Below are 25,678 nucleotides of genomic sequence, written 5' to 3' on the forward strand. Positions count from 1 at the left end.
GACCAGTCAACGGTCAGTTTTTCGGTATTCAGTTGTTGTGTTCAGTTCGGTAAATTGAAGTTGGTCAAAGTTGTTGGCGAAGATATTCCACAACATTTCCATTCGTATCATAGAAACAGATGTTTCCTACATTGAGGGGCAGGACAATGGCGAAAGGCTTGCCACTATCAATATCAATCACCTGAATGCCGTTGCCATCATCTACTTCAAGTCGAACAATATTTTGGGTATTCATTGAGATAAATGCCCTTTCGTTATTTCCCTCAACAACAAACTCTGCAATGTAATCATCAACCTCAACTATATCTCCACCACCACGGAAGAAATATCCAAAAGACAAGCCAGGGCGATTTACATAGACAGAAAAAGTGTGGTCTGTCTTGTCCTGTGGGTAAGAAATAAATGCAGCCATTGTGTCGGAAATGCTTCCATCAACAATCCAATCATCCAAAATTTTTTGAGATTGGCGAATGTCTGCTTCTAAACTGTTTGCGGTTTTACCAATGTCATTGTTTGCATAAAGGAAACCGAAAACCAACACACAAGCCAAAATAACACCCAAGAGGATTATGGGTAATTTCTTTTTCATAGAATCACACTCCTTTATCAAATTAAGATTCTTGATTTTCAAACTTGCTGGCGGCGAACGGTTTGTCAAAACCGTTTGCGGACGGCAAGTCCACAGGGGATAGCCGCTTTAGCGGCGCAAGGGGGTGTAGCCACCTTGACGGAACGAAGTGACGCAACATTCTCGGTCATGCAGTTTTCTTCTGCTGACGGAGAATGAAGCTCCGCAGGACGCACTACTCTCGACAGAGAGTATAGAAGTGCGCCCTTTAGTTCCTAAAGGGGTTTTATCAGTGCGACAAACTGAAATTTTACGATTTTTTGTTTTTCAAAAAGTCAATAGTTCTTTTCACGATAAATACGATACATATCAAACCTGCAATCCCACAAACAATAGAGTCCTTTAAGTCTGCAAATCCTCCTGTGTACTGCATTGCATAATAATAAACCGTCCATATCAGTATCAATACGAACACACTAATACTTAACCAATAAGACTTTTTCTTCATCTAATTTTCCTCACATTGAACTTCCGATTTGTTGCTCAATTTCGTATTCAAATTATACCATAAAACTTGTGAACAATTCTACCGCAACTTTGGACTATATGAGAAAAGTCCGAACAGTTTTCTGCCCGGACTTCCTCGCTCAATTATAAATCAACTCTGCTTTCACAACTTCCTCTGCCTGCGCCTTGCAAGCGTTCATCTGCCGCACCCATTCCATTTGGTTTTCAGCTTTCAGTTGCTCGGTCACGCCGTTTTGCTCTGCCAGTGACCGCACGATCAGCTCCATGCGGTTTCGTGCCGCTTCGTCAATCTCGGCGCAATGCTCAAAGAACTTGTCGGATAGTACCAGCTCATTGAACAGTATCGGACGGTGCATTTTCAGATACGCCTTGCGAAGTCTGCCGTAGTGTCCGAGGGGCTTGGTCTTGCGGATAACGATGTTCGGGATAAGATAATCTCCGTTCTGTGTGTAAGCGATATTCATGCTGTTTGTACTCCTTTCATCGGCTCTCTCTGCGGTAAACTGCTGACAGGGACGAACACGCCCTTTGCAATGTCCTCCGCACGAATGGCGGCTTTCTTAGCTTCAATTTCTGCCTTTTTCCGCTTCTTGATTTTGTCCTCGTATCGCTTCTGCGCTCCGCTGGCTTTCCGCTTCAAGTAGTTCTGATGAAGCCTGTCCTTGCGTTCCTCACGCTTGCGGATTTCCTCTAATTCCTCCGGGGTAAGCTCCGCTTCTCCAAACGCCGGGGGAACGAATCGCCCAACAAAATTGAAGTAAATCTCGACCTCCTGTGTGGTCTGTATACTGCCTTTACGGTCACGCTCATGCACAAGGATTTTCTCGATAAACTCGTTGAGCATGGCAATGGTCAGCTTGTCGAAGTTCTCATACTTGTCAATCAGAGCGATAAAACGGTCAGCGTCCTTTTCGTGCTTCTCATAGCTCTTGACAGCCTTTTCCAGAACAGAGATTTCAGCGGTAAGTTCGGACTGTTCCTTTTCGTATTGAGCGTCCAGAGTGGCGTATCTGCTGTCGGACAGCTTTCCTAAAATGTTGTCCTCATAGATTTTACAGAGCAGGACTTCCAGCTCGGAGACTCTCTGCTTTGCGGTGGCAAGGCGTGTCCGCTGTTTCTTGACCTCTGCCGTCTGCTGGCTGGACTGCGCTTCCTGCACCACACGGACAAACTCGGCTCGGTCATGCTTGGCATACTCGGCAATAGCTTTGAGCATTTCAGAGACAAGGGACAGTACCACATCTTCATTGATACGGTGCTGTGTCGTGCAGAGCTTTCCAACTGGGACTTTGCTGTATTGGGAACAGGTATATTGAGAAATACGCTTGCCGTTGTTGGTACGGTGGACATACATCTTGCCGCCGCAATCGGCACAATAGAGCAAGCCCGTGAGGGGAGCTGCTTCGCCCCAGCCGTCCGGGTAGCGTCTGACATTCCCACGGATTTTCTGCACAAGGTCAAAGGTCTGCTGGTCAATGATAGGCTCATGGGTATTCTCGAAAATTGTCCATTCGTCCTCCGGGACATAATGGCTTTTCTTGTCCTTGAAGTGCTTTCGGGTCTTGAAATTGATGGTGTGTCCCAGATATTCACGCTTTTCAAGAATGTTGCAGATGGTGGAAGAACCCCAGTCGTACACATCTTTGAAAGTCTTATTCTTGTTCACACCCTCGCCGTGCTGGGCAAGGTAAGCGGACGGAATAAGCACCTTTTCCGATTTCAGTTTGCTGGCGATCTGATACGGACCGTAGCCGTCAATCGTCATGGAAAAGATACGCTTTACCACTTCGGCGGCTTCGGGGTCAACCAACCATTGGTCTCTGGCTTCATTCCAGAGATAGCCGTAAATGACCGTGCCTGTAAGGTGCTTGCCGGACTTGCCTTTGGACTGGAAAGTGGAACGGATTTTACGGCTGGTGTCTCTGGCGTAATACTCGTTCATAATGTTGCGGAAAGGGGTAAAATCATCGTCCCCTCTGGCACTGTCCACGCCGTCATTGATGGCGATAAGGCGAACGCCACGCTGACGCAGGATTTCCATAATCTGACCGACTTTCAGATAGTCACGACCCATGCGGCTCATGTCCTTGATACACAGGTACTCCACATTCCCGGCTTCAACCTCTTTCATCATTGCCAGAAATCCGGGACGGTCAAAGCAGGTACCGCTAATGCCATCGTCCGTGAAATGGACAATGTTTGTAAAGCCCTGCCGTGCGGCGAACTCCTCCAACATAGCCTTTTGATTGGAAATGGAATTGCTCTCACGCTGTTGGTCATCATCTTTGCCAAAGTCATCACGGCTCAGTCGTTCGTACAGAGCTGTGATTTTCTCATTTTTTCTCATAACTTGCGCTCCTTTCTTCGGTTTTAGGTTGTGTGTTCTAAGAGACTTCCCAACCGCTTGATTAAGAAGTCTTTTAGAGCATACAACACCGGCAGCCAGCTTGTAAAGTTTGTACTGCCGCCCGGCAAAGCTGTTTGGCTTCTTTTTTGCCAGTTCCTCAAACAGCAGATCCACCGGGTTCTGGTATTCCTCATCGTCCTCCAGCACCTGCATGGTGTTGAGCATTTCCAACAGTGTTGCAAAATTCTGCTCCTCCACAGGGGCTTCATAATGCAGATAGGCGATCAGTGCAGTGAGCAAAAGACGTTCGCTTTTCTCCCAAAATGGATCGCCGCCGCTGCCTTCACCTTTCGTGTTGGTCATCAGGGTCGTGACCAGTTTCAGAATATCTTTTTCGCTGTGGACATAGGCGAAGGGGTTATAGTGCATCGACTTTTTGAAGTTGATGGTGTTCAGGATCCTGACCTTGTAGCCGTTTTTCAACATTGCGTTGCCACATTCAAGCAAGATCGTACTTTTGGGGTCAGTGACCACATAGGAGCTGTGACATTGTAAAAGGTTGGGCTTGAGCCAAAACCGGGTCTTGCCGCTGCCGGAGCCGCCCACCACCAGCACGTTTTTATTTCTCGCGTTCTTGGGGTCCGGCGGGCGATTGCTCATCATCAGCCGTTCCGTTTTGGTAAGGATGATATTGTCCTCAAACTTCGGAGCCATGAACGGCTCAATGTCCTTGGGGGTGCCCCACCGGGCTGAACCGTACTCCATGCCATGCCGGTACTTCTTGGCGTTTTTGCCACGCAGATAGACCGCCAGTCGCAGCCCTGCGCCGCAGCATACGCCCACCAGCAAATCAAGCGGATGCAGGCTGGGCAGCGGGTTCGCAAACGCCAGCGGAACAGTGCCCATCATGGACATGATCTTATCGCCCAGTTCCTTGCCCTCCGCAAGCCGCCATGCTTCACCAAAGTTGGTTGCCGCCAGCCCTAGCAAAATATAGGGCAGATACAGTGCCAGCAGCTTTGTCAGCTTTTTCGTGGTCACAGTCCACGCTCCTGTTCCTTATGCCGGACTTTGCCGGGGAGTTCTGCCGCCGCCTGCACCAGTTCCTGCAATCGTGCCAGCACCGAGGGGCGTTTGTCCTTGTTCAGCAGGGACGCCGAATACTCCTTGAACGCAGAGTGAAAGGCTTCAGCGTCCGGGGCTTTGAAAAAGACCAGATACCGGGGCGGCACCTCGGAGGTGTCCTTGCGGATGGCGTAGTCGATGCCGTACTTTTTGGCATAGCGTTCCAAGCCATGGATACCGGTCTTGCTGATCTCCACGCTGGACACACCCCGGTTCTGCCGCAACAGGGTGCGGACGCTCTGCTTGCCTTGGGATGCCTTGGACTGGTACAGCCGAAACGCCGCCTTTACCGCCCGGAGGACAGTCCGGGCGGACAGCTTTGTGGTGGAAATCATAATGTTGAATGACTTCTGTTCGATTTCTTCCTGCACTGCCATCACCTCCCGTGCAGCAGGGTGATTTTAGCGGTCATGCTCAGCCGGGGGCTTGGTGCGGGGCTTTTCTGTGGGCGGTTCATCCGGCACCGGCAGCACCAGCAGATGGTTGCCCAGTTTCAGAAAGGCTTCCGGCTGATGAAAAAGCTGCTCGTACTTCTGCGCCAGTTCCGGGGTCAGGGATGCAAAATCCTCCTCGCCCAGACCCACCACCAGAAAGTCTCCGGCAACGGCATCGTACATTTCTCCGTTTTCATCCCGAAGGGCACGGTTCAGAGGCAGTCCCATGAGCTTGCCGTCATCGGCATAAACGATGGCAACCGGGTCGGCAAAGGGATAGCTTGCGCCGATGGAGCCGCCCACAGCCTGCTGCAAAGCCTTCAGGTCGTTATCGATCTCGACCTGCTGCGGATGCTGTCCCGGCGCAATTTGCAGCACTGATAAGGTGTTTTCAGCCATGCGAATCCTCCTTTCCGTTCAGTCCGATCTCACCGCTCCGTGCCTCCTGCATCAGAGCCGCCACGAAGAAGCCGAAAAAGGCACCCGCTTCAAAAAAGGCGAAACCGATAAAAAAGTTCAGCATAGCACACCTCAGTCGATGCAGATGCAGGGCAACTTCTGGTCGTCTGCCATCAGGGTGATGCTGTGGCTTGCCAGATACTTCTGGAACAGGTAGACCTCATCAATGGTCAGCGAGATGACCTCGCCGTCCATGTTGGTGCGGACCAGAATCACCGGGCCGGTCAGGTAGTGCTTGCCGCCCATCTTCAGCACTTGCGCCGGATTGTAGCAGAGCAGCAGTGAGGTATCAGGGAGGTTCAGGCAAGCATCATCCTCCTCAAAGCAGGGCAGGATGCCGGGAGCCTCATCCAGCGTGATGACGGTCAGCTCCATATCCGGGGCAATGGCTGCGAGGTAGACCTCACCGCCCCGGTTTGCCGCCAGTGCAGCGCAGATACGCACGTCAATGGTGATTTTCTCGGAGCGGATGGTACAGGTAGCGTTGTTTTTCATAGGCGTTTCTCCTTTTGTTTGCAAAAGAAAAAGACCCCATCGGGTCTTTCGTTACGGTATAAGTCAGCGTTCATTCTGCCGCTGCTGTTTGCGCTGCCATTGTTCCAGCAGCTTGATGATGGTGTCCTCCATCTGTTTCGGGGTGTAGCTGCGAGGAAAGTATTTTCGCAGGGTGTCGTTTTTGATGACTACCTTGTCCAGTTCATCCTTTTTTTCTTCTCCCATCACGGCAAAGGCAACATCATACGAGAAATGTCCTTCCTGCGCCAGCTTTTTAAGCCGCTGCGCTTGGGATAAAGACGGTGCATTCTGGGTGTCGTTCATTGCTTCTAAAAAATCCCGCTGTTGGCTTTCGTCCAGATAGGACAACTCCACAGCGGGATTGAAGGCAATTTTCTTTTCGTCCACCATGTCCAGCAGTTCGGGGATAAGGTTGGTCAGGCGGATGAACCGCTGGACGGTTTTATATCCCTCGCCAGCATCTTCCGCAACCCGTTCAATGGACAGCTTCGACTTCTGGACAATTTGTCCAGAAGTTAAATCTGACCTAGCACCTTGATTTTTTATTGCTTCCAGCTTCATCTTGTAAGCGAAAGCCCTCTCGCTTGGCAAGATGGTTTCGCGTTGAAGATTGCTGTCTACCATGAGCAAAACAGCGGCATCATCATCCATATTGCGGACAATGACCGGCAGGGTGTCCAGTCCGGCAAGCTGTGCAGCGTGCTGACGGCGATGCCCGGAGATGATCTCATAGCCCCCTTCCGGGCGAGGGCGGACAATCAGCGGAGACAGCACGCCGTACTGTTCCACGCTTTCCACCGTGCGCTGCATGGACTCGTCATCCAAGACCTTAAAGGGATGGTCTTTGAAGGGGAACAATTCTCCAATGGGAATCTGCTGCACCTGCTCCCGCTGCTGTTCCTGTCGGGATTCTTCCGTGGAGAAAATGTCATCTACCCCTTTCAGCGACACGCTTAAGCTGCTTTTCGGCATTCGCCAGCACCTCCTTCGTCAGAGATTGGTAGGCTTCTGCCACCTTACCTTTGGGGTCGTGCTGGAAAATGCTTTTGCCCACTGCACTGATTTCCGCAGCGCGGACAGACCGTGGAATGGTCTGGTCGAACACCTTGATCTTGCTGCCGTAAGCACCCCGAATCAGGTTGTCGATCTGCTGCCCATAGTTGGTGCGGCTATCTGTCATAGTCAGCAGGATGCCTTCGATTTTCAGCTTCGGGTTGATCTGCCGCCGAACTTTTTGGACGGTCCGTAAAAGCTGTTCCAGACCTTTTGCAGACAGGTACTGTGCCTGCACCGGAATCAGAGCAGCGTCTGCCGCCGCCAGTGCGTTGATGGTGAGCATCCCCAGCGAGGGCATACAGTCCAACAGAATAAAATCGTACTCCCGTTTGGCACTGTCCAGCACCTGTTTGAGCATCTTTTCTCGGTTCATGCTGTTCACAAGGGCAACTTCTAGCCCTGCCAGTTCAATGTTTGCTGGAATAAGGTCAACGCCCTCTGCGTGGTGCAGAATGCCCTCGCCGGGCTGGATGGGCTGGTCGTTCATGGCTTTCTGCATCAGGGTGGACAGAGTGGTGGGCAGTTCATCGGGCTGCTGCCAGCCCATACTAATGGTCAATGACCCCTGCGGGTCGGTGTCCACCAGCAGAATTTTTTTGCCCTCCATCGCCAGCCCAATGCCTAAGTTCTCACAGGTGGTGCTTTTCCCCACACCACCTTTTTGATTGGTGACTGCGATAATCGTAGCTTTCTTTGCGATAACATCACCCCGCTTTCGGTGAACCACGCGCAAAGTCGTGGTTTGTCTTGTTCTGATAGTAGAGGTTCATGGTGGTGGGCGCATTGTAGAGCATCGCCAGCAGATACTGCTTCATGTTCCGCACCGGGGCGGTGTTTTCTACCAGAGAATCCAGCACAAAACGGATGTGGTCAGCGTTCAGCTTCATAAACCGGCTGCGTACCACCTCGGCGGGCTTATCGTCCCCGGCAATGTGCAGCAGTTTGCGGTTGGTGGCACAGGTGTCCACCAGCAAATCTACGATCTGATAGATGGTATCCTCATCGTCCGGGCAGAGCCGGAGCAGAAGGTCTACCTCCAAAGACTGAGAAAAATATTCTTCCAGTTGGGCGCGTTTGCTCATCTCATCCGATTCTTCAGAATAGAATGGATCAGTCTCACTCATTTCAGTATCATTCTCTTTAGTCTTATTACATCGTGATTTTGAAGGGTCTTGACACGCGATTTTGAAGCCTCCAGAATCGTGATTTTCACGATTCTGGAATATTGATTTTGACGATTCTGCTGAAAAGTTTTTCACATACACCAAACTTGGCTTTCCCAGACCTCTGCGTTTTCGTTCAATCAGACCAAACTTTTCGAGTTCCCGGAGCAGCTTTGTCGCTTTGTTGTCTGCGCAACACAACGCCCTCTTGACATCCTCTATCGTGAAGGTAATGAACACCCGGTTCTGCTCGTCCAGCCAGCCGTTTTTCACGGACAGGCTCATGCGGTCAAGCAGGATGCCGTACAGGGTTTTGGCATCGGTTGATAAGCTCTGGAATCGCTGTTCCTGAAACAGAGCCTTGGGAATGCGGTAGAACGAAAACAGCTCTCCGGCCTGTCCGTAAAAATAGTCAAGGGTCATACAATTCTGTCAAGGATGAAAAAACAACGATGATTCATTGACATGGTTGACAAATCCTCCTTATAGATAATTCGTGCAAACAAAAAAGCGCAATCTCGATTTTTGAAAATCGGAATTGCGCCATGTAACTTAGTAGGGGAGAATGGTCATTTGTCAGGGTCGGTTGACCACAATTTGACCACAAAAGAAACGAAACATCTTGACATCTAACGAAACAGAATGATAAAATAATTTTGAAATTTGATGATACTGCGTACAAGTGGTATCGGAGTGTCCATTGCGTTTTTGAGAGAAGCACAATGGGGTTCAAGAGGCCGTGAGTTCGATTCTCGCCACTCGGACCAAACAAAAATAATCCGAACTTGTTTCCGATAGGAGATGGGTTCGGATTATTTGTTTTCTTCGGAAAACTCAATATGGGTGTCCGTGGAAGATGAAATCCGAAATCATAGATTGACCGACATAAGCCACAACATGATTTCAGGAGGACACGAGTATGAAGTACGATGCAAGAGCTTGCAAATTCAACATGGACACCGGCTGCGTGGAGCTGCTGCTCCGGGATGGAAGAAAAATTTCCATCAATTGCACCGGAGTCGAGGATGCGTTGGATGTGACCATAGCGCAGAGGGCAGAATTGGACTACCTCATCTACAATGACCCACTGGCGTATGCAGATTTGATTCTGAATGGTGACCCGGAGAAATATCTGAAACAAATTTTGTGAAATGAATATTCTGCGATTTTACTGAAGAATTGACAATGTAGCGAAAACTAGATATCATAGCAACAGGCTTTATTTTGTTTCAGAAGAGGTATTAGCATATGGAAGCGTATGAATTAGATAAAATAAAAGTTTTGGCAACTTCTTTCCGTGGTGCAATTGAGATAGCAAAAGATGCTGGTGAATTTGATAATGACTTTGCATTTCCTCGATTTCCCAAAGGATGCTGTGGAGATACAAGCAATCTTTTAGCTGAGTATTTGGCACAGCATGATATTTACACATATTATGTCTGTGGTCAAAAAGGTACCCAATCACACGCATGGCTGGTTCTTGTAAACACTGTAACAGTGACAACTGATAATTCAGATGCTGACAGAAAGTATAAAAGTCTGATAAGTGTTTATAATGAAGATAATGATGTAATGCTACTGCGAAAATACTATAACTTAAAAGATGCTATTATTATTGACATAACCGGAGATCAGTTCACAAATCAAAAATGTTTTTTGTATTATAACATTCCTGTTTATGTTGGTTTTTTAGATGACTTTCATAAACTTTTTAGGGTGGATCAATGCTCTATCCATGAACCTGCTAGATTGTGGGATGCTCGCTGCAAAAGTCTGTATCGAGCAATAACTAAATATATAAAGTGATTCGCAGTATGAAACGAAGTTTTTTCAATTAAGGTATAAAACAAAAACAGGGTGCGCCCACCCGGACGCACCCTGCCAAAAGCCACAGACAAGAATGATATGTACAGCAGGGAGTTCCCCAGCGGGAACTTCCTGTTTTTCGTTGTTTGCATGATGAGCCTGCTCTGCCTGCCATGCGGCAAACTCCCTCTGGCCTTCCTCACTGTTCCAGCAGGCAAGGATGGCCGGGTAGAATGCCCGTGCCAGACGGTCGATGACTTCATCGGGATATGGGAAAGTGTTTGTGGACTTTTTCTTTTTGTTCAAACGCACGCTCCTTTGATCGTCCCACCGTGGCAAATTCGGGCGAGAAAATCAAAGTTCCAATTTTTATCAGGCGCAAGGGCGCGGATAGTTTCCGCCCTGCACTTGCGGCTGGTGGCTCGTTGATGGCTTACAAGTGCCTGTCGTTATGCCGTTTTAGAGGATTCACCGCTGGATTCTGCAAGAACTTCGTCCAGCGTTTTCAAAAATTCAAGGTGAGGTTTCAAGGCAAAGCGAAGAACTTTGACCTGTTCCGGATGCGTAAGAAGTTTCGGGTTCAAGTCGAACGTAACTTCCCAACTCTTTCGCATGAGAGATTCAGCATTGTGGAGCCGATAGTACAGTTCGAGAAACTTTTGGGGAACATCATAGTTTTCATCAATGGTGTTGCTGGCGGCTTTTTCTGCCTGCTTCACCGTTACTTTGTTGGGCTTGACTTTCTTCGGCTTCGGCACATAATTCTTGATTTCTTTAAAGATTTCAGCCTGATCTTCGGGCTTGGCTTTGCCGAGATTTTCGAGAAGATAATCGGGAATGTGCAGTTCCTCGCGGAAGAACCGATCACGGAAACCGGGAGACAGTTCATCCGCAACGTCAACGCCGTGGGCATAGTATTCTGCCCGGCGGACTGAACTTGCGCTGCTGTGATTTTCCTGTGCAATGCGCTCACAGGTTTTCATGGGCTTCTGGTTGTGTTCAGATTGAACACTGCCAGATTTCTTTGCAGTATGCTGATTGCCGCGAAATGCTTCGGTGCGCTTTTCAGAGGAATACTGCTTACCCATAAGGAACTTCTTCTGCTCCGGGGTCAGATTACGCCGCCCTAACTGATTCTTGCAGATCCATGCGAGGACTTCTTCTCTGCTTTCAAACGGGAGCGGCATGGTAGAGAAAGAGATTTCGGGATGCTCCTGAACGATTTCATAACGATTGTGACCGTCAACAAGGGTGTTGTTCCACACGATCAAAGGAGAGAGCAGCTTGCCCTCTTTGAGGATATTTTCTTCAAGCTGCTTGAATTCATCATCGGTCAGAGGGGGAATCTGGGACTGGAACTCCGGGTCGATTTTCAGATTGATCATACGCACACTCCTTTATCTCTCCTGCTGCGCCGGTTCTTCCTCCCGGAAAAAGGACGCAACATTCTGCTTTGCGGTTTTCAGTTTGAGCAGTTCTTCCTTAGCTTCCTTGTACTGCTCGTAGAACTTTGCCTTTTCGGATGCCAGCTGCGCATACTCGGCTTCCAGCTTTTTCGGGCTGGGCAGCTTGGTGATGTCGTTTGCCTTGAAATAGGCTGCTGCTGCACGGTATGCTGTCAGCTCTGCACGGTGCAGCTCCTCAAAGGCTGCGGGTCGTTTGGCAGCTTTCAGTTTCTGCGCAATCGGGCGGTACTGCTGGTAGGCAGTAGCGTGACTGCGCAGATTCTTGTTTTCTGCCATGCGGGTTTCGAGGTCTTTCACCACTGCCAGTGTGTCGTGATACTTGGTTTCCAGTTCAGCGATGCGCTGGTTTAGAGCGTCCTCGTCGGTCAAGCCCTTTTCCTGCAGAAGCTTCACGGTCTGTGCCATAACTTTGAGATTGTGTTTCGTGAGCCAACGCTTATAGCCAATGCCCTTGCCCTCGGTCATCCTCGACTGGATGTCGATCAGTTTCCCAATGGTATCCTGCTTGAACTGAGCCTTGGGTTTGCGTTCGGCGTTTGCCTGCAACGTGGCAAGCACTGCTGCCTTATCGAACTTGTCACCGAGATGTTTCGCTCGGATGAACTTTGTTCTTCCAGCAGGCAGATAACTTAGGCATCCGCGACTTTCCTTGACGGTGATGCCATACTGCTGCATGAGCCTGTCAGAAAATTCTTCAAAGCTGGTAGCACGGTACAATACAGATGAAATCTGTCTCCGCAAGATGTCCTTTACGGTTTCAAACTTCTTCCGCTTGGGCGGCTGTCCGGCTGCAGTGAGGGCTGCGTTTGCAAGGTCGAGCTTCTGCTGCCCACGCCGTCTTGCCCAATACTCGGCTTCGCTCACGCGCTCCTTGGAGCCGTTGAGCAGGTCAATCTGGTACAGTCCGGCACCCTCGCACAACTCCATGACCTCGACACGCAAGTGCCGCATAGTCTGGGCAGTGCTGGAGTGCTTCATGCCCTCTAGCCAGTCACGGGGCTTCTGCATATAGGGCTTGCGTTCCACCTCGCGCATTCGGATGCTGCCGATCACGATGTGGACATGGATGTTTCCCGAATGGTTGTGCCCATCCGGGTGAGTGCAGACGATGGCAGGATGACCGGGAAAGTTTTCTTCGCAGAATTTCAGACCAAGGGCCTGTGCCTTTTCCATGGTCAGCCCGTTGTCGGCTGCATCTCTGGGGTCAAAGCTGATGATATACTGGTGGCTTTTGATATCACCGTGCTGGGTGTTCTTACCATACTTGCGGTTTGCCAGCAGACAGGCTGTTGCAAACGAGAAATCGCCACACTCAAGGGTGTCGAGCAGGTACGAATCCCGCAGCTTCGGCTTGCCCTGTTCATCCAGAAGTTGCTTTCCGGTGAACGCGTCGTGCTGGTAAACGAGGTACGCTTCGATGGCGGTGTAGTCCGAGTTTTTAGAGGCGATATGCTTGAGCGTTGCCATACAGTTCACCCAGAACTTTCTCGGCGCTGAGCCGGAATGCGGTCAGGTCTGCAAGTTCGTCAAGGATTTTCGCTCGAATCTGCTCGGTGTCTGCACCGCCGGAGTTGAAGTGCCTTGCAAGCTGGTTGAGGTTGGTGCCCACCTTGCTGCACTGAGCAAGCAGGGTGGAAACGGCGGTCAAGGCTTCTTCTCCGCCGTCGGCAACGATGACTGTTTTCTCGATCTTGACATTGTGGATGGCACGGCGGATAAAAGTGGAGAGGGAGAGATTCAGGAGTTTTGCAGTACATTCGAGTTCCAGTTTTTCATTTTCCGTTACCCGGAACTTGATGACGTGCGTTTTGATGTTCGGCGTGTCGTGGTGCTGGGAATTGCTAGGGGTCGATTGAACATTCGTTTTGGTCATTGTACCTCCTGTCTGTTCGATAACTCCTCGGTGAAGTTATGTAAGCACGACACGCCGTTGCTGTTCGCACCGTCAGGTGCGAACCATGAGCAGGGTTTGGGGCAGGCACGCCCCAACAAGATCACTTCGGAAATGCAGACGCATTGTAGAAGTGAAGTCCCGGATGGACAGAAAATTTTCAAGAATTGAAAATTTGTGGCCACGGGACGGTTCTTGCCCTCTACCGCTGCGCTCAAAACGTATTTTCAGTGATTGTTTCCGAATTGTTAAGACACAAAAATAAGTAGAGGTTGTCCTGCTCATGTATGAGAATCGCCGTTTGTTCCGAACGAAGTTCCTGCCCCTGTTTGTGCAACGGCGTTGACGGAAAGTCGGTATCACGTCCGGTCGGCTCATGAAATTTTCAAGGTGCAGCTCCCGTAAAAGAAAAATACCGCCCACGCAGCGCAGCGATGATTTTGTCGGGTGAATCGGCGGCAAAATGAATCGGGTGTGTTGCGGGGCGGTTAATCTTTCAGGGATGATCCACGGCGAGGCAGTGTTCAAAATGAACACGACCACATCTTGTGGATGGTTTCAAACCAATCCACAAAAGCAGCGGGATTTGTGACAGAGAATATCACGCATTGAACGGTGCGTCAAGATAATTTGAAAAAAATTATTGCGGCAAAGCGGTGATAGTAGGACTTATAGGAGGCTGCTTGAGCTGTTTTTTCTATTTACAGCTACAATGATAGCCATAGGGGGATTGTGATTGGTCAGGGCTGAAAAGGGCTTTCATAATTTGCTGCAGAGCATCATGTCCTCGACGCTCCCAGCGTCCTCAAAGGACGATTTGATGGGTGTGTAGGGATAAGCTGTAAAAAGAAGCATGGACGCCCCCGAAAAGGAGAGCGTCCATGCTTCTTGCTGTATCCGAATGGAGGAGATTGCGAAATCAGCGATTGTCCGGGCAGACGATTTCCAGCATCTGATCGAAAACCTCTTCCATCTGCCGCACCAGTGTGAACTGGGTGCGGGCGCGGTCGAGGTTGTGATCCGGGCGAGCAATATGGAAATAATGGTCGCCCTCCAGATAGTCAGTCAGAAAACGGATACCGCATTCCAGTGTCATGAGCCTTGCACCCCATGCAAGACTCTTTTTTTCTGCCATGCTCATAGATGCCCCGGCAGTGGAGAGATACCCTTTGGCGAACACTTCGTACAGATGCAGGTCAAAATGGACTTTGCTCTGGTCAGGTTCGTCCTCAGCGCAGTCGTTGGCACCGGTGCGGATGGAATCGCCGAAGTCGTAGGCCGAAAGTCCCGGCATCACGGTGTCGAGGTCAATGACACAGATGCCTTTTCCGGTAGCGGCATCGATGAGGACATTGTTGATCTTGGTGTCATTGTGGGTGACGCGCAGAGGAATTTCGCCAGCTGCCAGCTGATCCAGCAGGACATGGCAGTCCTGCTCCCTCGCATGGATAAATTCGATTTCCGACGTGATATTTTTTGCCCGGCTCAGTGCATCGGCGGCGAGGGCTTTTTCAAAATTGGCATAGCGGTTGGGCGTGTCGTGGAAGCGGGCGATGGTTTCGTGGAGGGTGGAGGCCGGGTAATCCTCCAGCTGGTTCTGGAATTTGCCCAGTGTCTCGGCCACGGTGCGGAAGTCGGTTTCGCTGCCGACCTGCTGCAAACAGATGGTATCTTCTACAAAGTCGTAGGCACGCCATGCGCCGCCGTCTGCATCCAGATAGTAAGTCGACCCCGACAAAGTTGGGATGACATTCAGCGTTTCCCGTGCTGGGTCGCCGCCCTCGGCAAGAATTTTCGCCCGCAGATGCCGGGTCACGCCGCAGACATTCTCCATCAGGCCCACCGGGTTAGTAAAGGTATCTGTGTTGATGCGCTGCAAAATAAAGCGTTTGGAATGATCTTCCCGCCAGACCACAAAGGTGTCGTTGATATGCCCCTCACCATAGTGGTGAGCATCGCAGAGCACAGGTCCGCCAAAATCAAAGGCATTTGCAACAGACTGGAGCAGAGAAAGGGTAACGGATTTCATCATAAATTCCTCGTTTTCGTTATACTTCATGCCGTTTTGACGGGGCAGGGCGTTGTCCCTGCCGCACCTGACGGCGGTATTCATTGGGGGTCAAGCCTTCCGCCTTGCGGAAGCATTGGGAAAAATAGCTGGGAGAGGAAAAACCCATCAACTCGCTGATCTGCGCCAGACTGTAACCGGTGTTGCCCAGCATATACTTGCTTTCCTCAATGCGGCGGCGGTTCAGATAGGTGATGGGAGAGATGCCATACTCTTTTTGGAAGGTATGGGCCAGATAGTATTTGTTGATGTGGGCGATTTCGGCAAGGGCATCCAGCGAGATATCTTCGCGGTAGTTGCTGTCCAGATACCGCTTGATCTCCACACACTCCCGGCTGTCGGAGCGGGGCGTTTCCTCTACCTGCAAAGAAAGCGTGGTACACCGCACCAGCCAGATGAGCAACACTTCCAGCAGATCCTGACAGACCGTTTCGCAGCCGTCCAGACTGCGGTCTGCTTCGGCCAGCAGCATATGGAGCAGCGTCACCATCCGTTCCCGATTTTCCCGGCAGTTGAATATGGCGTAGGAAGAATCTGATTTTCCAAATAAGATCTCGATGCCAGCAACGCCCAATACAATGTATTCCAGCGGTGCAGCATTCAGGCTCAACTCGGTATGCTCTACCTGCGGATTGACGATAATCATATCATCCGGTTTGACCGGATAAAGCTGACCGCTTAGATAAAACTGACCTTCTCCGCTCAGACAGTAGAACAGCTCTGTGCAGGAATGGGTGTGGGCAGTACTGTTCCAATCGCCGCCAAATTTGCTTTTGCTGATGTACAGCAGCCGGAAGGATTCCCGTGGAGCGGGAGCATGGCGGATATCAAATCGCTCGGTACTCATAAATGGCTCCTTTTGAGGCAAAACGCAAAAACTATAAAAATAAAAGCAAGATACTAAAAATGCAAGTCTAAAAACGATGCGTTTTTTCGTGCGTTTTTTCTCATTATAGAGGCAATGAAGAAAAAATGCAAGCCCTGATTTTTGGATGGGTTCAATACTTTTGCCTTCGATGACGTGCAAAAATGTGTCAAATTAGTTACAGATTGGGAAATGTTCCAAAACAATCCGACCAATTTTAGTGCTTTTGCCGAAAGAATTTTCCAAAAAGCAATATTTCTAAAAAATGAAACAACAAAGACCTTGTTGCAAACCGTAAAAACCTCTATATTGGAACCAGAAAAAACCACAGCCCTCTCGGACGAAGCCTGTTTGCCCCGGCTGTGTTTTGAACGGAATTTTATGATGGAGGATACACTATGAAACGCATTTCTCGTCGCAATTTTCTGAAAGCGGCTGGCGTGGGCGCCGCTGCACTGGGTCTGGCCGCCTGCGGCGGTTCTTCCAGCTCTACCGCTTCCAGCACAGCTTCTTCTGCCGTTGCATCGTCCGCTGCTCCCGCTGAGGACGTGACCATCAAGGTCGCCGCCATTGAGACCGCTTACGGTTCCGAGATGTGGCAGAAAGTCACTGATGCCTTTACCGCCCAGACCGGCATCAAAGTGGAGCTGACCACCGACAAGAATCTGGAAGATGTCATCGGCCCCTCCATGCAGGGCGGCGACTACCCCGACGTGGTCCATCTGGCCACCGGCCGTGAAGCTGCCCTGACCGAGCAGTTCATCAAGGGCAACCTGATCGCCGACATCACCGATGTGCTGAGCATGACCGTGCCCGGCGAGAGCAAGAAGGTGAGCGAGAAGATTGCCGGCGGCTTTACCGACACCTCCCTGACCAACCCCTACGGCGACGGCAAGACCTATCTGGCTCCCATGTTCTACAGCCCCTGCGGCCTGTTCTACAACGCCGGTTTCCTGAAGGAAAAGGGCTGGGATGTGCCTACTACTTGGGATGAGATGTGGGAACTGGGGGATAAGGCTGCTGCCGAGGGCACCTATCTGTTCACCTACCCCACCACCGGCTACTTCGACGCATTCTTCTACGCACTGATGTACGCCGCAGGCGGCCCCGACTTCTTCAACAAGGCTACCCACTACGAAGAAGGCATCTGGGACACCCCCGAGGCACAGACCTGTTTTGATATCGTGACTAAGCTGGCCTCCTACACCAATCCCATCACCCCCGCACAGGCCAACGATCAGGACTTTACCCAGAATCAGCAGCTGGTGCTGGACAACAAGGCCCTGTTCATGCCCAACGGCACATGGATCGTGGGCGAGATGGCCGAGGCTCCCCGCGCCGACGGCTTCGAGTGGGACATGACTGCTCTGCCGGCTGTCAAGGCGGGCGGCGACCAGTACAGCTACACTTGGTTCGAGCAGGCATGGATCCCGGCGGGTGCAGAACATCTGGATGCAGCCAAGCAGTTTGTAGCCTATCTGTACAGCGATGAAGCCTGCAAGCTGTTTGCCGAGAGCGGTGCTATCCAGCCTGTGCTGGGCATTGCCGATGATCTGGACGGCGACAACAAGATGTTCTACTCCATTTATGATAACGGCGCAAAGGCAGCTATGGGCAACTTCGCTTCCTTTACCGCAATCCCCGGCGTGGAAGTCCGCACCGTGTTCTTCGATCCCGTCAACTCGCTGGTGTCCGGCAGCATGACCGAGCAGCAGTGGATCGACGGCATCAAGTCCGCCAGCGACCAGATGCGCGCCAACATCATCGAGTAATTAAGCCCTGCCCAGCGGGGGCGGTTTTTACCGCCTCCGCTTTTTTGGGCTGTACAGTACCATCAAGAAAGGAGCGGTCAATCCCCTATGAGAACGGATAAAAGCCGCAAACGGTTCGTATTCCTCTGTGTGGCACCGGCTACCATCCTGTTTTTCCTCTTTATGATCCTGCCCACCCTCAACGTGTTCCGCATGAGTTTGTATGAGCGGGGTGCCTATTCTCCCAACGAGACCTTTGTGGGGCTTAAAAACTTCCAGCATCTGCTGCGGGACGCCCAGTTCATCCGCTCCATGCAGAATATGATCCTGCTCGTGGTGGTGGTCACCATCGTCACCTTTGCGTTTGCACTGGTGTTTGCCGCCATCCTCACCCGCGAAAAGATCAAAGGCCAGAACTTTTTCCGCATCATCTTCTACATCCCCAACATCCTGTCGGTGGTCGTCATCTCCGGCATCTTCTCTGCCATCTATAAGCCGGAAAACGGCATGCTGAACAGCATCATCGGCCTGTTCCGCAACATGAGCGACCCCATCCTGTGGAAGGGCGAAAAACTGGTCATCCCCTCCATCATCATTGCCATGGTGTGGCAGGCCATCGGCTACTACATGGTCATGTACATGGCCTCCATGTCTGCCGTGCCCATCAGCCTGTACGAGAGCGCCAATCTGGACGGTGCCGGGCGGCTGACCCAGTTCTTCCAGATTACCATCCCCCTCATCTGGACGAATATCCGCACCACCCTGACCTTCTTCATTATCTCCACCATTAACATGGCGTTCCTGTTTGTCAAGGCCATGACCAGCGGCGGGCCCAACGGCGCATCGGATGTGGCGCTGAGCTATATGTACAGCCAGAAGGACGCTGGCCTGTATGGTTACAGTATGGCCATCGGCGTGGTAATCTTCCTGTTCTCGTTTGCCCTGTCCGCCTGTGTCAACAAGGTCACCAACCGCGATACGCTGGAATTTTAAGGAGGGAAGAAGATGCAGAATACCACCGAAAAATCTTCCCGCTCTGCGGAAGGTCTGTACAAGTTTTTCATCTATTTTGTGCTGGTTCTGCTGGCCGTTACCATCATCGTGCCGGTGGCATGGGTGTTCATGGCCTCCATCAAGCAGAATGCAGAGTTCTACGGCAACCCCTGGGCACTGCCCGCCGGGTTCTACTGGCAGAACTTCGTCAACGCATGGAACGGCGCGAAAATGGGCGAATATATGCTCAACTCGGTCATCGTCACCGCGCTGGCGCTGGCGCTGCTGCTGGTCGTTGCCCTGCCCGCCGCCTACTGCCTGTCCCGCTTCCACTTCAAGGCGCGCAGGCTGCTGAACACCCTGTTCATGGCGGGCTTGTTCATCAACGTGAACTACATCGTGGTGCCCATCTTTCTGATGCTGCGGGACGGCGATGTGTGGCTGAAAAGCCATTTCGGCAGCGGCTTTCTGCTGAACAATCTGGCGGTGCTGGCGGTGGTGTACGCCGCCACCGCGCTGCCCTTTACCATCTACCTGCTGTCGGGCTATTTCGCCACTCTGCCGCACGATTTTGAGGAGGCCGCCTATATCGACGGTGCAAGCTATTTTTCCACCATGACCCGCATCATCTTCCCCATGGCAAAGCCCTCCATCATCACCATTATCCTGTTCAACTTCCTGTCCTTCTGGAACGAGTATATCATCTCCATGACCCTGATGAGCTCCACCAAGGCACCCCGCACCCTGCCGGTAGGTCTTTTGAACCTGATGCAGGCGCAGCAGAGCGCCGCCCAGTACGGTACCATGTACGCAGGCCTTGTGCTGGTGATGCTGCCCACCCTGATTTTGTACATCTGCGTGCAGCGGCAGCTGACGCAGGGCATGACCGTGGGCGGCCTGAAAGGTTAAGGTGACAGACGATGAAAGCATATTGGAAAAACCATCCCGCCCTGCGCATGATCCTGATGCTGGCGCTGTTCGTGCTGGCACTGGTGCTGGTGGTGTCCGGCTGGAAAATGACCGGACAGCTGGCAGGGCTTGGCATCATGCTGGTGGGCGTAGCGCTGCTGCTGGCTGTGCTGGCGCTGTATAACGCCGCCTACGATTGACCCCCTACGATTCAAAGAGAGGCAAAAGGAGAGTTTCCCATGGATGAAATAAGAAAGACCGGGCGCGTGACCATTCCCACAGACTTGGACGTTGTACCCGAAACACTGGAGATCTTAAAAAAGTGGGGTGCCGATGCCATCCGCGACTGCGACGGCACCGACTTTCCGCAGCAGCTGAAGGATGCCGATGCAAAGATCTACTCCACCTATTATACCACCCGCAAGGACAACGCATGGGCCAAGGCGAACCCGGACGAGGTACAGCAGTGCTACATCATGACCGGCTTCTACACCGCGCCCGGCGACACCGTGACCATCCCGCTGATGAAGGGCATCAGCCCGGAGCTGATGCAGGTGAACACCAACGACGACATCACCCGCTGGTGGGAGGTCATGGATCGAACCACCGGTCAGCCCGTGCCGCCGGAGCAGTGGAGCTACGCCGACGGCAGTGTGACCGTACAGGCCGTGCCGTTCCATGAGTATACCGTCAGTTTTCTGGCTTACCTCATCTGGGACCCGGTGCATATGTACAACGCTACCACCAACGGCTGGACGAATTTTGAGCACCAGATCACCTTTGACGTGCGTCAGCCCAAGACCCACAAGTATTCCATGGAGCGCCTGCGCAAGTTCATTGCAGAGCACCCCTATGTTAACGTCATCCGCTACACCACCTTCTTCCACCAGTTCACCCTGATCTTCGACGAGCTGAAGCGGGAGAAGTTCGTGGACTGGTATGGATACTCTGCTTCGGTCAGCCCTTATATCCTCAACCAGTTCGAGCAGGAGGTGGGCTATAAGTTCCGCCCGGAGTACATCATCGATCAGGGCTACTATAACAACCAGTATCGGGTGCCCAGCAAGGAATTCCGGGATTTTCAGGCCTTCCAGCGCCGTGAGGTAGCAAAGCTTGCCAAGGAGATGGTGGACATCACCCACGAGTGTGGGTGCGAAGCCATGATGTTCCTCGGCGACCACTGGATCGGCACCGAACCCTTTATGCCGGAGTTCAAGAGCATCGGTCTGGATGCCGTGGTGGGCAGCGTGGGCAACGGCTCCACCCTGCGCCTGATCTCTGACATTGAGGGCGTGAAGTACACCGAGGGCCGTTTCCTGCCGTACTTCTTCCCCGACACCTTCCACGAGGGCGGCGACCCGGTGCGGGAAGCCAAGGAGAACTGGGTTACAGCCCGCCGCGCTATCCTGCGCAAGCCCATCGACCGCATCGGCTATGGCGGCTATCTGAAACTGGCCTTGCAGTTCCCGGAGTTCGTGGACTACGTGGAGAGCGTCTGCAACGAGTTCCGCGAACTGTACGAGAACATCAAGGGCACCACACCCTACTGTGTCAAGCGAGTGGCCGTGCTGAACTGTTGGGGTAAAATGCGGGCTTGGGGCTGTCACATGGTGCATCACGCCCTCTATTACAAGCAGAACTATAGCTATGCCGGTGTCATTGAGATGCTGTCCGGTGCGCCCTTTGATGTGAAGTTTATCAGCTTTGAGGATATCAAGAACGACCCGCATCTGCTGGATTCGTTGGATGTCATTATCAATGTCGGCGATGCCGACACCGCACACACCGGCGGCATCTGGTGGGAAGACCCGGAGATCTCCTCCGCTATCCGCAAGTTCGTCTGGAACGGCGGCGGCTTTATCGGCGTGGGTGAGCCTTCCGGTCACCCGTATCAGGGCCACATTCTCCAGCTTGCCAGCGTGTTGGGCGTGGAAGAAGAAAACGGCTTCACCCTGAACTACGACAAATACAACTGGGAGGAGCACCCCGACCACTTTATCTTGCAGGACGCCGACCAACCCGTGGACTTTGGCGAGGGCAAAAAGAACATCTACGCCCTTGAAGGCACCGAAGTGCTGGTGCAGCGAAACAAAGAAGTGCAGATGGCGGCACACGACTTCGGCAAGGGTCGTGCCGTGTACATCAGCGGCGTGCCGTACAGCTTTGCCAACAGCCGTACCCTGTACCGTGCTATCCTGTGGAGCGCCCACAGCGAGGAGGAACTGCATACATGGTTCAGCTCCAACTACAACGTGGAGGTGCACGCCTACGTCAAAAACGGCAAGTACTGCGTGGTGAACAACACCTACGAGCCGCAGGACACCACCGTTTACACCACCGGCGGCAGCAGCTTTGCTCTGCATCTGGATGCCAACGAGATCAAGTGGTATGAGATCTAAGTTCTCCTTTTCATAAACGAACACAACGGGCAGCTCTGTTACCAGAGTTGCCCGTTGTGTTTGCTGTATCTGCCGATAACTCAACCTGTGTCAATCGAACGCTGCAATGGAGATGGCTGGAAACGCAGAAATTCAGTAATGCAAGCGTAATAGACCTGCAGAAAAAAGAAACTGCCCGCGCAAGTATGCGTAAGATGGTGAAGCACTTGCTGAAAAAATATAAGTATCCACCGGAAGATTATGATACGGCAATCAGCACGGTTATTAGCCAGTGTGAGATGTGGACTGACAACATGATAGTATGAATTGTATGAAATGCCGTTGATTTGTGCTTGACAATCGGATTCCTTTTCTGTAAAATGATTTTAGAAAATACTATTATTGAAAATAAGAAAGGCTGTTTTATGGGAAAGATGATCTTAGATGACCTCCGCAAGCGTCTGGAACGTCTGGACGAAGACGCCGATCTGATGATCGACAATAACGACCGCTATCAGATGGTGATTGTGGGCGGCAGTGCATTCATTTTGATGGGTAAGCTGACCCGCGCCACCCATGACATTGATGCCTTGAGTGTTCCGAAAGAACTATACAGTTTGCTCGGCAAGTACGACATCAACACCGATGTGGAAGCCTACATCGACAATTTCCCGTATAACTTCCAAGACCGGCTTCAGCCGCTACCCTTTGGTGGTACAAAGGTGCAGTTCTACACTCCCAGTCTGGAAGACTTGGTGATTGCAAAGCTCTGCTCGTTCCGGGATACTGACAAGGCAGACGTAGAGAGCGAAGCTGTGCGGAACTCTTTGGATTGGGACTTGCTGGAACACCTTGCAACGGATGAAGATGAACTGAAAGCCAGCATCTTGAACGATTGGCGGTATCGGGATTTTTATATCCGTTATCAGGAGTATGTGGAGAGGTGGAGACCATGCGAAAGCTGACATTTGAGGGTTTCTTGAAGCAGTATGTGGCAGAGCTTTCCGGGGTGCAAACGGCAAGCGTCCATAAGCTGGCAGATCGTATGGCTGAAAATCCCCGCCTGAAAGAACCGCTGTTTCTCTATGCGCTGGCCTTTAATAAAGTAGAACTGCTGCTCCGCTACACCGCAAACAGCACGATTGCTGCGGAATATGAGCAGCTTTCCAATCGCTACTCGCTGGCGCAAATGCTTCTACTTCTGGAAAAACAGTCACCTGAACTGCCAGAAGGCTATCGGAAAGTCTGGCGCAGCTATTGTTCGGTGCGGGATGCCGTCCTTGCAGACAATGACACGAAAGAACTGATCCATCGCCGGGTATTGGAACTTCAGCGAAAAAAGAAATTGACGAATTATCGTCTCTACACGGACTTAAAGCTGAATCCGGGCAACGTGAACGCATGGCTCAAACACAACGATTCCAGCAAAATGAGCCTTGACTGTGCACGGCAGATCTACAAGTATGCAAAAAGCTACCCGTCTGTTCGATAAGAAAAAGGAAGTGAGTCTATGACCGCCGTAATCTACGCCCGCTATTCATCAGATAACCAGCGTGAAGAATCTATCGAGGGGCAGATTCGGGAATGTACCGCCTATGCGGAAAAGAACGGCATCACGGTCATCAAGCACTACATTGACCGTGCATTCTCTGCCAAAACGGACAATCGCCCGGAATTCCAGCAGATGATCAAAGACAGCGGCAAAAAGCTGTTTGATGTTGTTCTCGTCTGGAAATTTGACCGCTTTGCCCGGAATCGTTTTGATAGTGCTAACTACAAGATGATTCTGAAAAAGAACGGCGTCCACCTGATTTCTGTTATGGAACCCATTGCCGAGGGCTCACAGGGCATTCTGGTAGAAACCCTTCTGGAAGGTATGGCGGAATACTACTCGGCAGAGCTGTCCGAAAAGGTGATTCGTGGTCAGACCGAAAACGCTCTGAAAGGGAAGTGTACCGGCGGTACGGGAACCATTGGTTATAAAATCGACGAGGACAAGTTTTATCATCTTGACCCGCTGACCGCTCCGCTGGTGCTGGAAGCTTTTCAGCGGTATGACAACGGCGATAAGATGGTGGAAATCGTAAACTTCCTCAATGACAAGGGTGTCCGCAATATGTTGGGCGGCAAAATGACCCACAGTAGCGTAAACACCATGCTGAAGAACCGCCGGTACATTGGCGAACTGTCTTTCCGGGATATCGTTGTGCCGGGAGCGATTCCAGTTATTGTTCCGAAAGACCTGTTTGACCGGGTGCAGAAGCGTCTGGATAAGAACAAGCGTGCCCCTGCCTGTGGCAAGGCAGACGAGGAATATCTGCTGACCACCAAGCTGCTCTGCGGCAAGTGTGGTGCGCTGATGTTCGGCGAAAGCGGAACCAGTGCCACCGGACGCACCTACTATTATTATAAATGCGCCAACGTCAAGCGCCGCAAGGGCTGCAATAAAAAGACCGTGCAGAAGGACTGGCTGGAAGATCTGGTCGTCCGGGAGACCATGAAGCTGATTCAGGACGATGCGATGATCGACAAGATCGTTCAACTGGTCATGGATGTCCAGAATCAGGAGAACACCACGATCCCGCTGCTGGAAAAGCAACTGCGAGAGGTCAACAAAAAGTTGGACAACCTGATGAAGGCAATCGAGGACGGCTTGTACACCCGGACAACGAAAGAGCGTCTGGAAGCGCTGGAAATCCAGAAAGATGAGCTGACTGTAAAAATCGCAGATGAAAAATTGAAGAAGCCCAGCTTCAATGAGGATTTCATCCGATTCTGGCTGATGAAATTCAGAAAGTTCGATATTTCGCAGAAAAAGCAGCGGAAAGCGCTGATTGAAATTTTTATAAATGCCATTTTCCTGTACGATGACCGGATGCTAATCACGTTCAACTACAAGGATGGCACCCAAATCGTCCGATTTGAGGACGCTTTGACGGCTGATGGGGTAGAAGGAAAAAGTTCGGATTTGTCCAGCTCTGCTGGACCAAAAGCTCTCTCGATTCGTCGAGAGAGCTTTTTTGTTTGTGTGCTTGTCAAAATGGAACAGCAGGGCCGGTGGTCAATGACCACCGGCCCTGCTGCGTTTACTGCGCCGCTTTTTTGCACCAGAGCAGCCCGCCACGTCGACGGCGGTGTCGGCGGCGTTGAACAGCTGCTGCAGCATGCTGCTGGCGGCAATGGGCAGGGCGAACCGGATCAATTTCCCGGTCAATGGCCTGTGGAGCATGTCCACGGAGGATGCGGTCTGCATGGAGATTCCTCCTTGAAAAAACGCAGGCATTATTGTAGCACCTGTTGTAGAATGAGAAAAGCGAATCTTTCAAATGCTATCCATGCAAAAACTGAATGAAAC

27 protein-coding genes and 2 pseudogenes are annotated in these 25,678 nt (G+C 51.4%); 12 read left to right on the forward strand and 17 right to left on the reverse strand.

The genetic code is table 11. The features are described 5' to 3' along the window. Positions 1-64: 64 nt before the first annotated feature. The 11 genes and pseudogenes from CGS49_RS01385 to CGS49_RS01430 form a co-directional block, all read right to left on the reverse strand. Positions 65-589 carry a hypothetical protein gene (locus tag CGS49_RS01385; protein WP_015516227.1) on the reverse strand — a complete coding sequence of 175 codons (525 nt, stop codon included), beginning with the start codon at positions 587-589 and terminating at the stop codon, positions 65-67. Positions 590-1,215: 626 nt separating this feature from the next. Further along, complete coding sequence (locus CGS49_RS01395) at positions 1,216-1,560, reverse strand: TnpV protein (RefSeq protein ID WP_097800172.1); 345 nt, start codon at positions 1,558-1,560, stop codon at positions 1,216-1,218. After that, a complete protein-coding gene (locus CGS49_RS14630; RefSeq protein ID WP_369807620.1) occupies positions 1,557-3,443 on the reverse strand; it encodes a DUF4368 domain-containing protein in 1,887 nt (628 codons plus the stop codon). The genes CGS49_RS01395 and CGS49_RS14630 overlap by 4 nt, the downstream gene beginning before the upstream one ends. 60 nt (positions 3,444-3,503) lie before the next feature. After that, positions 3,504-4,484, reverse strand: a pseudogene (locus tag CGS49_RS14635) (type IV secretory system conjugative DNA transfer family protein); the annotation flags it as partial. Next, on the reverse strand, positions 4,481-4,903 hold the full coding sequence (locus CGS49_RS01405) for a PcfB family protein (protein ID WP_430407812.1): 423 nt from the start codon (positions 4,901-4,903) through the stop codon (positions 4,481-4,483). The pseudogene CGS49_RS14635 and the gene CGS49_RS01405, both read right to left, overlap by 4 nt. A 66-nt stretch (positions 4,904-4,969) precedes the next feature. Next, positions 4,970-5,401, reverse strand: coding sequence for a DUF3846 domain-containing protein (locus CGS49_RS01410; protein WP_242975298.1), 432 nt, complete (start codon positions 5,399-5,401; stop codon positions 4,970-4,972). Next, positions 5,394-5,525, reverse strand: coding sequence for a hypothetical protein (locus CGS49_RS14520; RefSeq protein WP_275542713.1), 132 nt, complete (start codon positions 5,523-5,525; stop codon positions 5,394-5,396). Before CGS49_RS14520 ends, CGS49_RS01410 begins: the two co-directional genes overlap by 8 nt. A gap of 8 nt (positions 5,526-5,533) precedes the next feature. Continuing rightward, positions 5,534-5,956, reverse strand: coding sequence for a hypothetical protein (locus CGS49_RS01415; RefSeq protein ID WP_005945996.1), 423 nt, complete (start codon positions 5,954-5,956; stop codon positions 5,534-5,536). A gap of 63 nt (positions 5,957-6,019) precedes the next feature. Further along, a complete protein-coding gene (locus tag CGS49_RS01420; protein WP_097800176.1) occupies positions 6,020-6,949 on the reverse strand; it encodes a ParB/RepB/Spo0J family partition protein in 930 nt (309 codons plus the stop codon). Continuing rightward, positions 6,906-7,733 carry a ParA family protein gene (locus CGS49_RS01425; protein ID WP_097800375.1) on the reverse strand — a complete coding sequence of 276 codons (828 nt, stop codon included), beginning with the start codon at positions 7,731-7,733 and terminating at the stop codon, positions 6,906-6,908. The genes CGS49_RS01420 and CGS49_RS01425 overlap by 44 nt, the downstream gene beginning before the upstream one ends. Positions 7,734-7,737: 4 nt before the next feature. Next, positions 7,738-8,619 (reverse strand): DUF6017 domain-containing protein, encoded by an 882-nt coding sequence (locus tag CGS49_RS01430; protein ID WP_097800177.1) that lies wholly within the window; start codon positions 8,617-8,619, stop codon positions 7,738-7,740. Between the two features lie 496 nt (positions 8,620-9,115). On the opposite strand from CGS49_RS01430, the gene CGS49_RS01435 reads away from it, so the two are divergent. Together CGS49_RS01435 and CGS49_RS01440 are read left to right on the forward strand one after the other, a co-directional pair. After that, positions 9,116-9,346 carry a DUF6061 family protein gene (locus CGS49_RS01435; RefSeq protein ID WP_097800178.1) on the forward strand — a complete coding sequence of 77 codons (231 nt, stop codon included), beginning with the start codon at positions 9,116-9,118 and terminating at the stop codon, positions 9,344-9,346. A gap of 98 nt (positions 9,347-9,444) precedes the next feature. Continuing rightward, a complete protein-coding gene (locus CGS49_RS01440) occupies positions 9,445-10,002 on the forward strand; it encodes a hypothetical protein (protein ID WP_097800179.1) in 558 nt (185 codons plus the stop codon). Between the two features lie 24 nt (positions 10,003-10,026). Here CGS49_RS01440 and CGS49_RS01445 read toward each other — a convergent pair whose 3' ends face one another. The 6 genes from CGS49_RS01445 to CGS49_RS01475 all read right to left on the reverse strand — a co-directional run bounded on the left by CGS49_RS01445 (position 10,027) and on the right by CGS49_RS01475 (position 16,274). Continuing rightward, positions 10,027-10,314, reverse strand: coding sequence for a transposase (locus tag CGS49_RS01445; protein WP_097800180.1), 288 nt, complete (start codon positions 10,312-10,314; stop codon positions 10,027-10,029). Between the two features lie 137 nt (positions 10,315-10,451). Continuing rightward, positions 10,452-11,387, reverse strand: a complete 936-nt coding sequence (locus CGS49_RS01450) for a ParB N-terminal domain-containing protein (RefSeq protein ID WP_097800181.1) — start codon at positions 11,385-11,387, stop codon at positions 10,452-10,454. Between the two features lie 12 nt (positions 11,388-11,399). Then, positions 11,400-12,935 carry a relaxase/mobilization nuclease domain-containing protein gene (locus CGS49_RS01455; RefSeq protein ID WP_097800182.1) on the reverse strand — a complete coding sequence of 512 codons (1,536 nt, stop codon included), beginning with the start codon at positions 12,933-12,935 and terminating at the stop codon, positions 11,400-11,402. Continuing rightward, positions 12,907-13,341, reverse strand: coding sequence for a plasmid mobilization protein (locus tag CGS49_RS01460; RefSeq protein WP_097800183.1), 435 nt, complete (start codon positions 13,339-13,341; stop codon positions 12,907-12,909). The genes CGS49_RS01455 and CGS49_RS01460 overlap by 29 nt, the downstream gene beginning before the upstream one ends. A gap of 937 nt (positions 13,342-14,278) precedes the next feature. After that, positions 14,279-15,388 (reverse strand): phosphotransferase enzyme family protein, encoded by a 1,110-nt coding sequence (locus tag CGS49_RS01470; RefSeq protein WP_179859007.1) that lies wholly within the window; start codon positions 15,386-15,388, stop codon positions 14,279-14,281. A 19-nt stretch (positions 15,389-15,407) separates the two neighbouring features. Then, complete coding sequence (locus tag CGS49_RS01475; protein ID WP_097800185.1) at positions 15,408-16,274, reverse strand: helix-turn-helix domain-containing protein; 867 nt, start codon at positions 16,272-16,274, stop codon at positions 15,408-15,410. Between the two features lie 141 nt (positions 16,275-16,415). Between CGS49_RS01475 and CGS49_RS01480 the strand changes: the two genes are divergently transcribed. The 10 genes and pseudogenes from CGS49_RS01480 to CGS49_RS01525 all read left to right on the forward strand — a co-directional run bounded on the left by CGS49_RS01480 (position 16,416) and on the right by CGS49_RS01525 (position 25,675). Then, entirely contained in the window at positions 16,416-16,694 is a 279-nt protein-coding gene (locus tag CGS49_RS01480; RefSeq protein WP_097800186.1) for a hypothetical protein, read from the forward strand. Continuing rightward, the gene (locus tag CGS49_RS01485) at positions 16,691-18,064 is read left to right on the forward strand and encodes a carbohydrate ABC transporter substrate-binding protein (RefSeq protein ID WP_097800187.1); all 1,374 of its coding nucleotides are present in this window, start codon (positions 16,691-16,693) and stop codon (positions 18,062-18,064) included. The genes CGS49_RS01480 and CGS49_RS01485 overlap by 4 nt, the downstream gene beginning before the upstream one ends. A gap of 87 nt (positions 18,065-18,151) precedes the next feature. Next, entirely contained in the window at positions 18,152-19,036 is an 885-nt protein-coding gene (locus CGS49_RS01490; RefSeq protein ID WP_097800188.1) for a carbohydrate ABC transporter permease, read from the forward strand. A gap of 12 nt (positions 19,037-19,048) precedes the next feature. Further along, positions 19,049-19,945 carry a carbohydrate ABC transporter permease gene (locus CGS49_RS01495; RefSeq protein ID WP_097800189.1) on the forward strand — a complete coding sequence of 299 codons (897 nt, stop codon included), beginning with the start codon at positions 19,049-19,051 and terminating at the stop codon, positions 19,943-19,945. An 11-nt stretch (positions 19,946-19,956) separates the two neighbouring features. Continuing rightward, the gene (locus tag CGS49_RS01500) at positions 19,957-20,145 is read left to right on the forward strand and encodes a DUF6903 family protein (protein ID WP_097800190.1); all 189 of its coding nucleotides are present in this window, start codon (positions 19,957-19,959) and stop codon (positions 20,143-20,145) included. Positions 20,146-20,184: 39 nt separating this feature from the next. Beyond that, entirely contained in the window at positions 20,185-22,344 is a 2,160-nt protein-coding gene (gnpA, locus tag CGS49_RS01505; RefSeq protein ID WP_097800191.1) for a 1,3-beta-galactosyl-N-acetylhexosamine phosphorylase, read from the forward strand. 149 nt (positions 22,345-22,493) lie between these two features. Then, positions 22,494-22,649, forward strand: a pseudogene (locus CGS49_RS14640) (type I restriction enzyme endonuclease domain-containing protein); the annotation flags it as partial. Positions 22,650-22,748: 99 nt separating this feature from the next. After that, on the forward strand, positions 22,749-23,288 hold the full coding sequence (locus CGS49_RS01515; RefSeq protein ID WP_242975300.1) for a DUF6036 family nucleotidyltransferase: 540 nt from the start codon (positions 22,749-22,751) through the stop codon (positions 23,286-23,288). Then, positions 23,276-23,815, forward strand: a complete 540-nt coding sequence (locus CGS49_RS01520) for a transcriptional regulator (RefSeq protein ID WP_097800192.1) — start codon at positions 23,276-23,278, stop codon at positions 23,813-23,815. The genes CGS49_RS01515 and CGS49_RS01520 overlap by 13 nt, the downstream gene beginning before the upstream one ends. A gap of 18 nt (positions 23,816-23,833) precedes the next feature. Beyond that, positions 23,834-25,675, forward strand: coding sequence for a recombinase family protein (locus CGS49_RS01525; RefSeq protein WP_242975301.1), 1,842 nt, complete (start codon positions 23,834-23,836; stop codon positions 25,673-25,675). The last annotated feature ends 3 nt before the right edge of the window (positions 25,676-25,678 follow it).

Source organism: Faecalibacterium langellae (genome assembly GCF_002549775.1).
GTDB classification, from domain to species: domain Bacteria; phylum Bacillota; class Clostridia; order Oscillospirales; family Ruminococcaceae; genus Faecalibacterium; species Faecalibacterium langellae.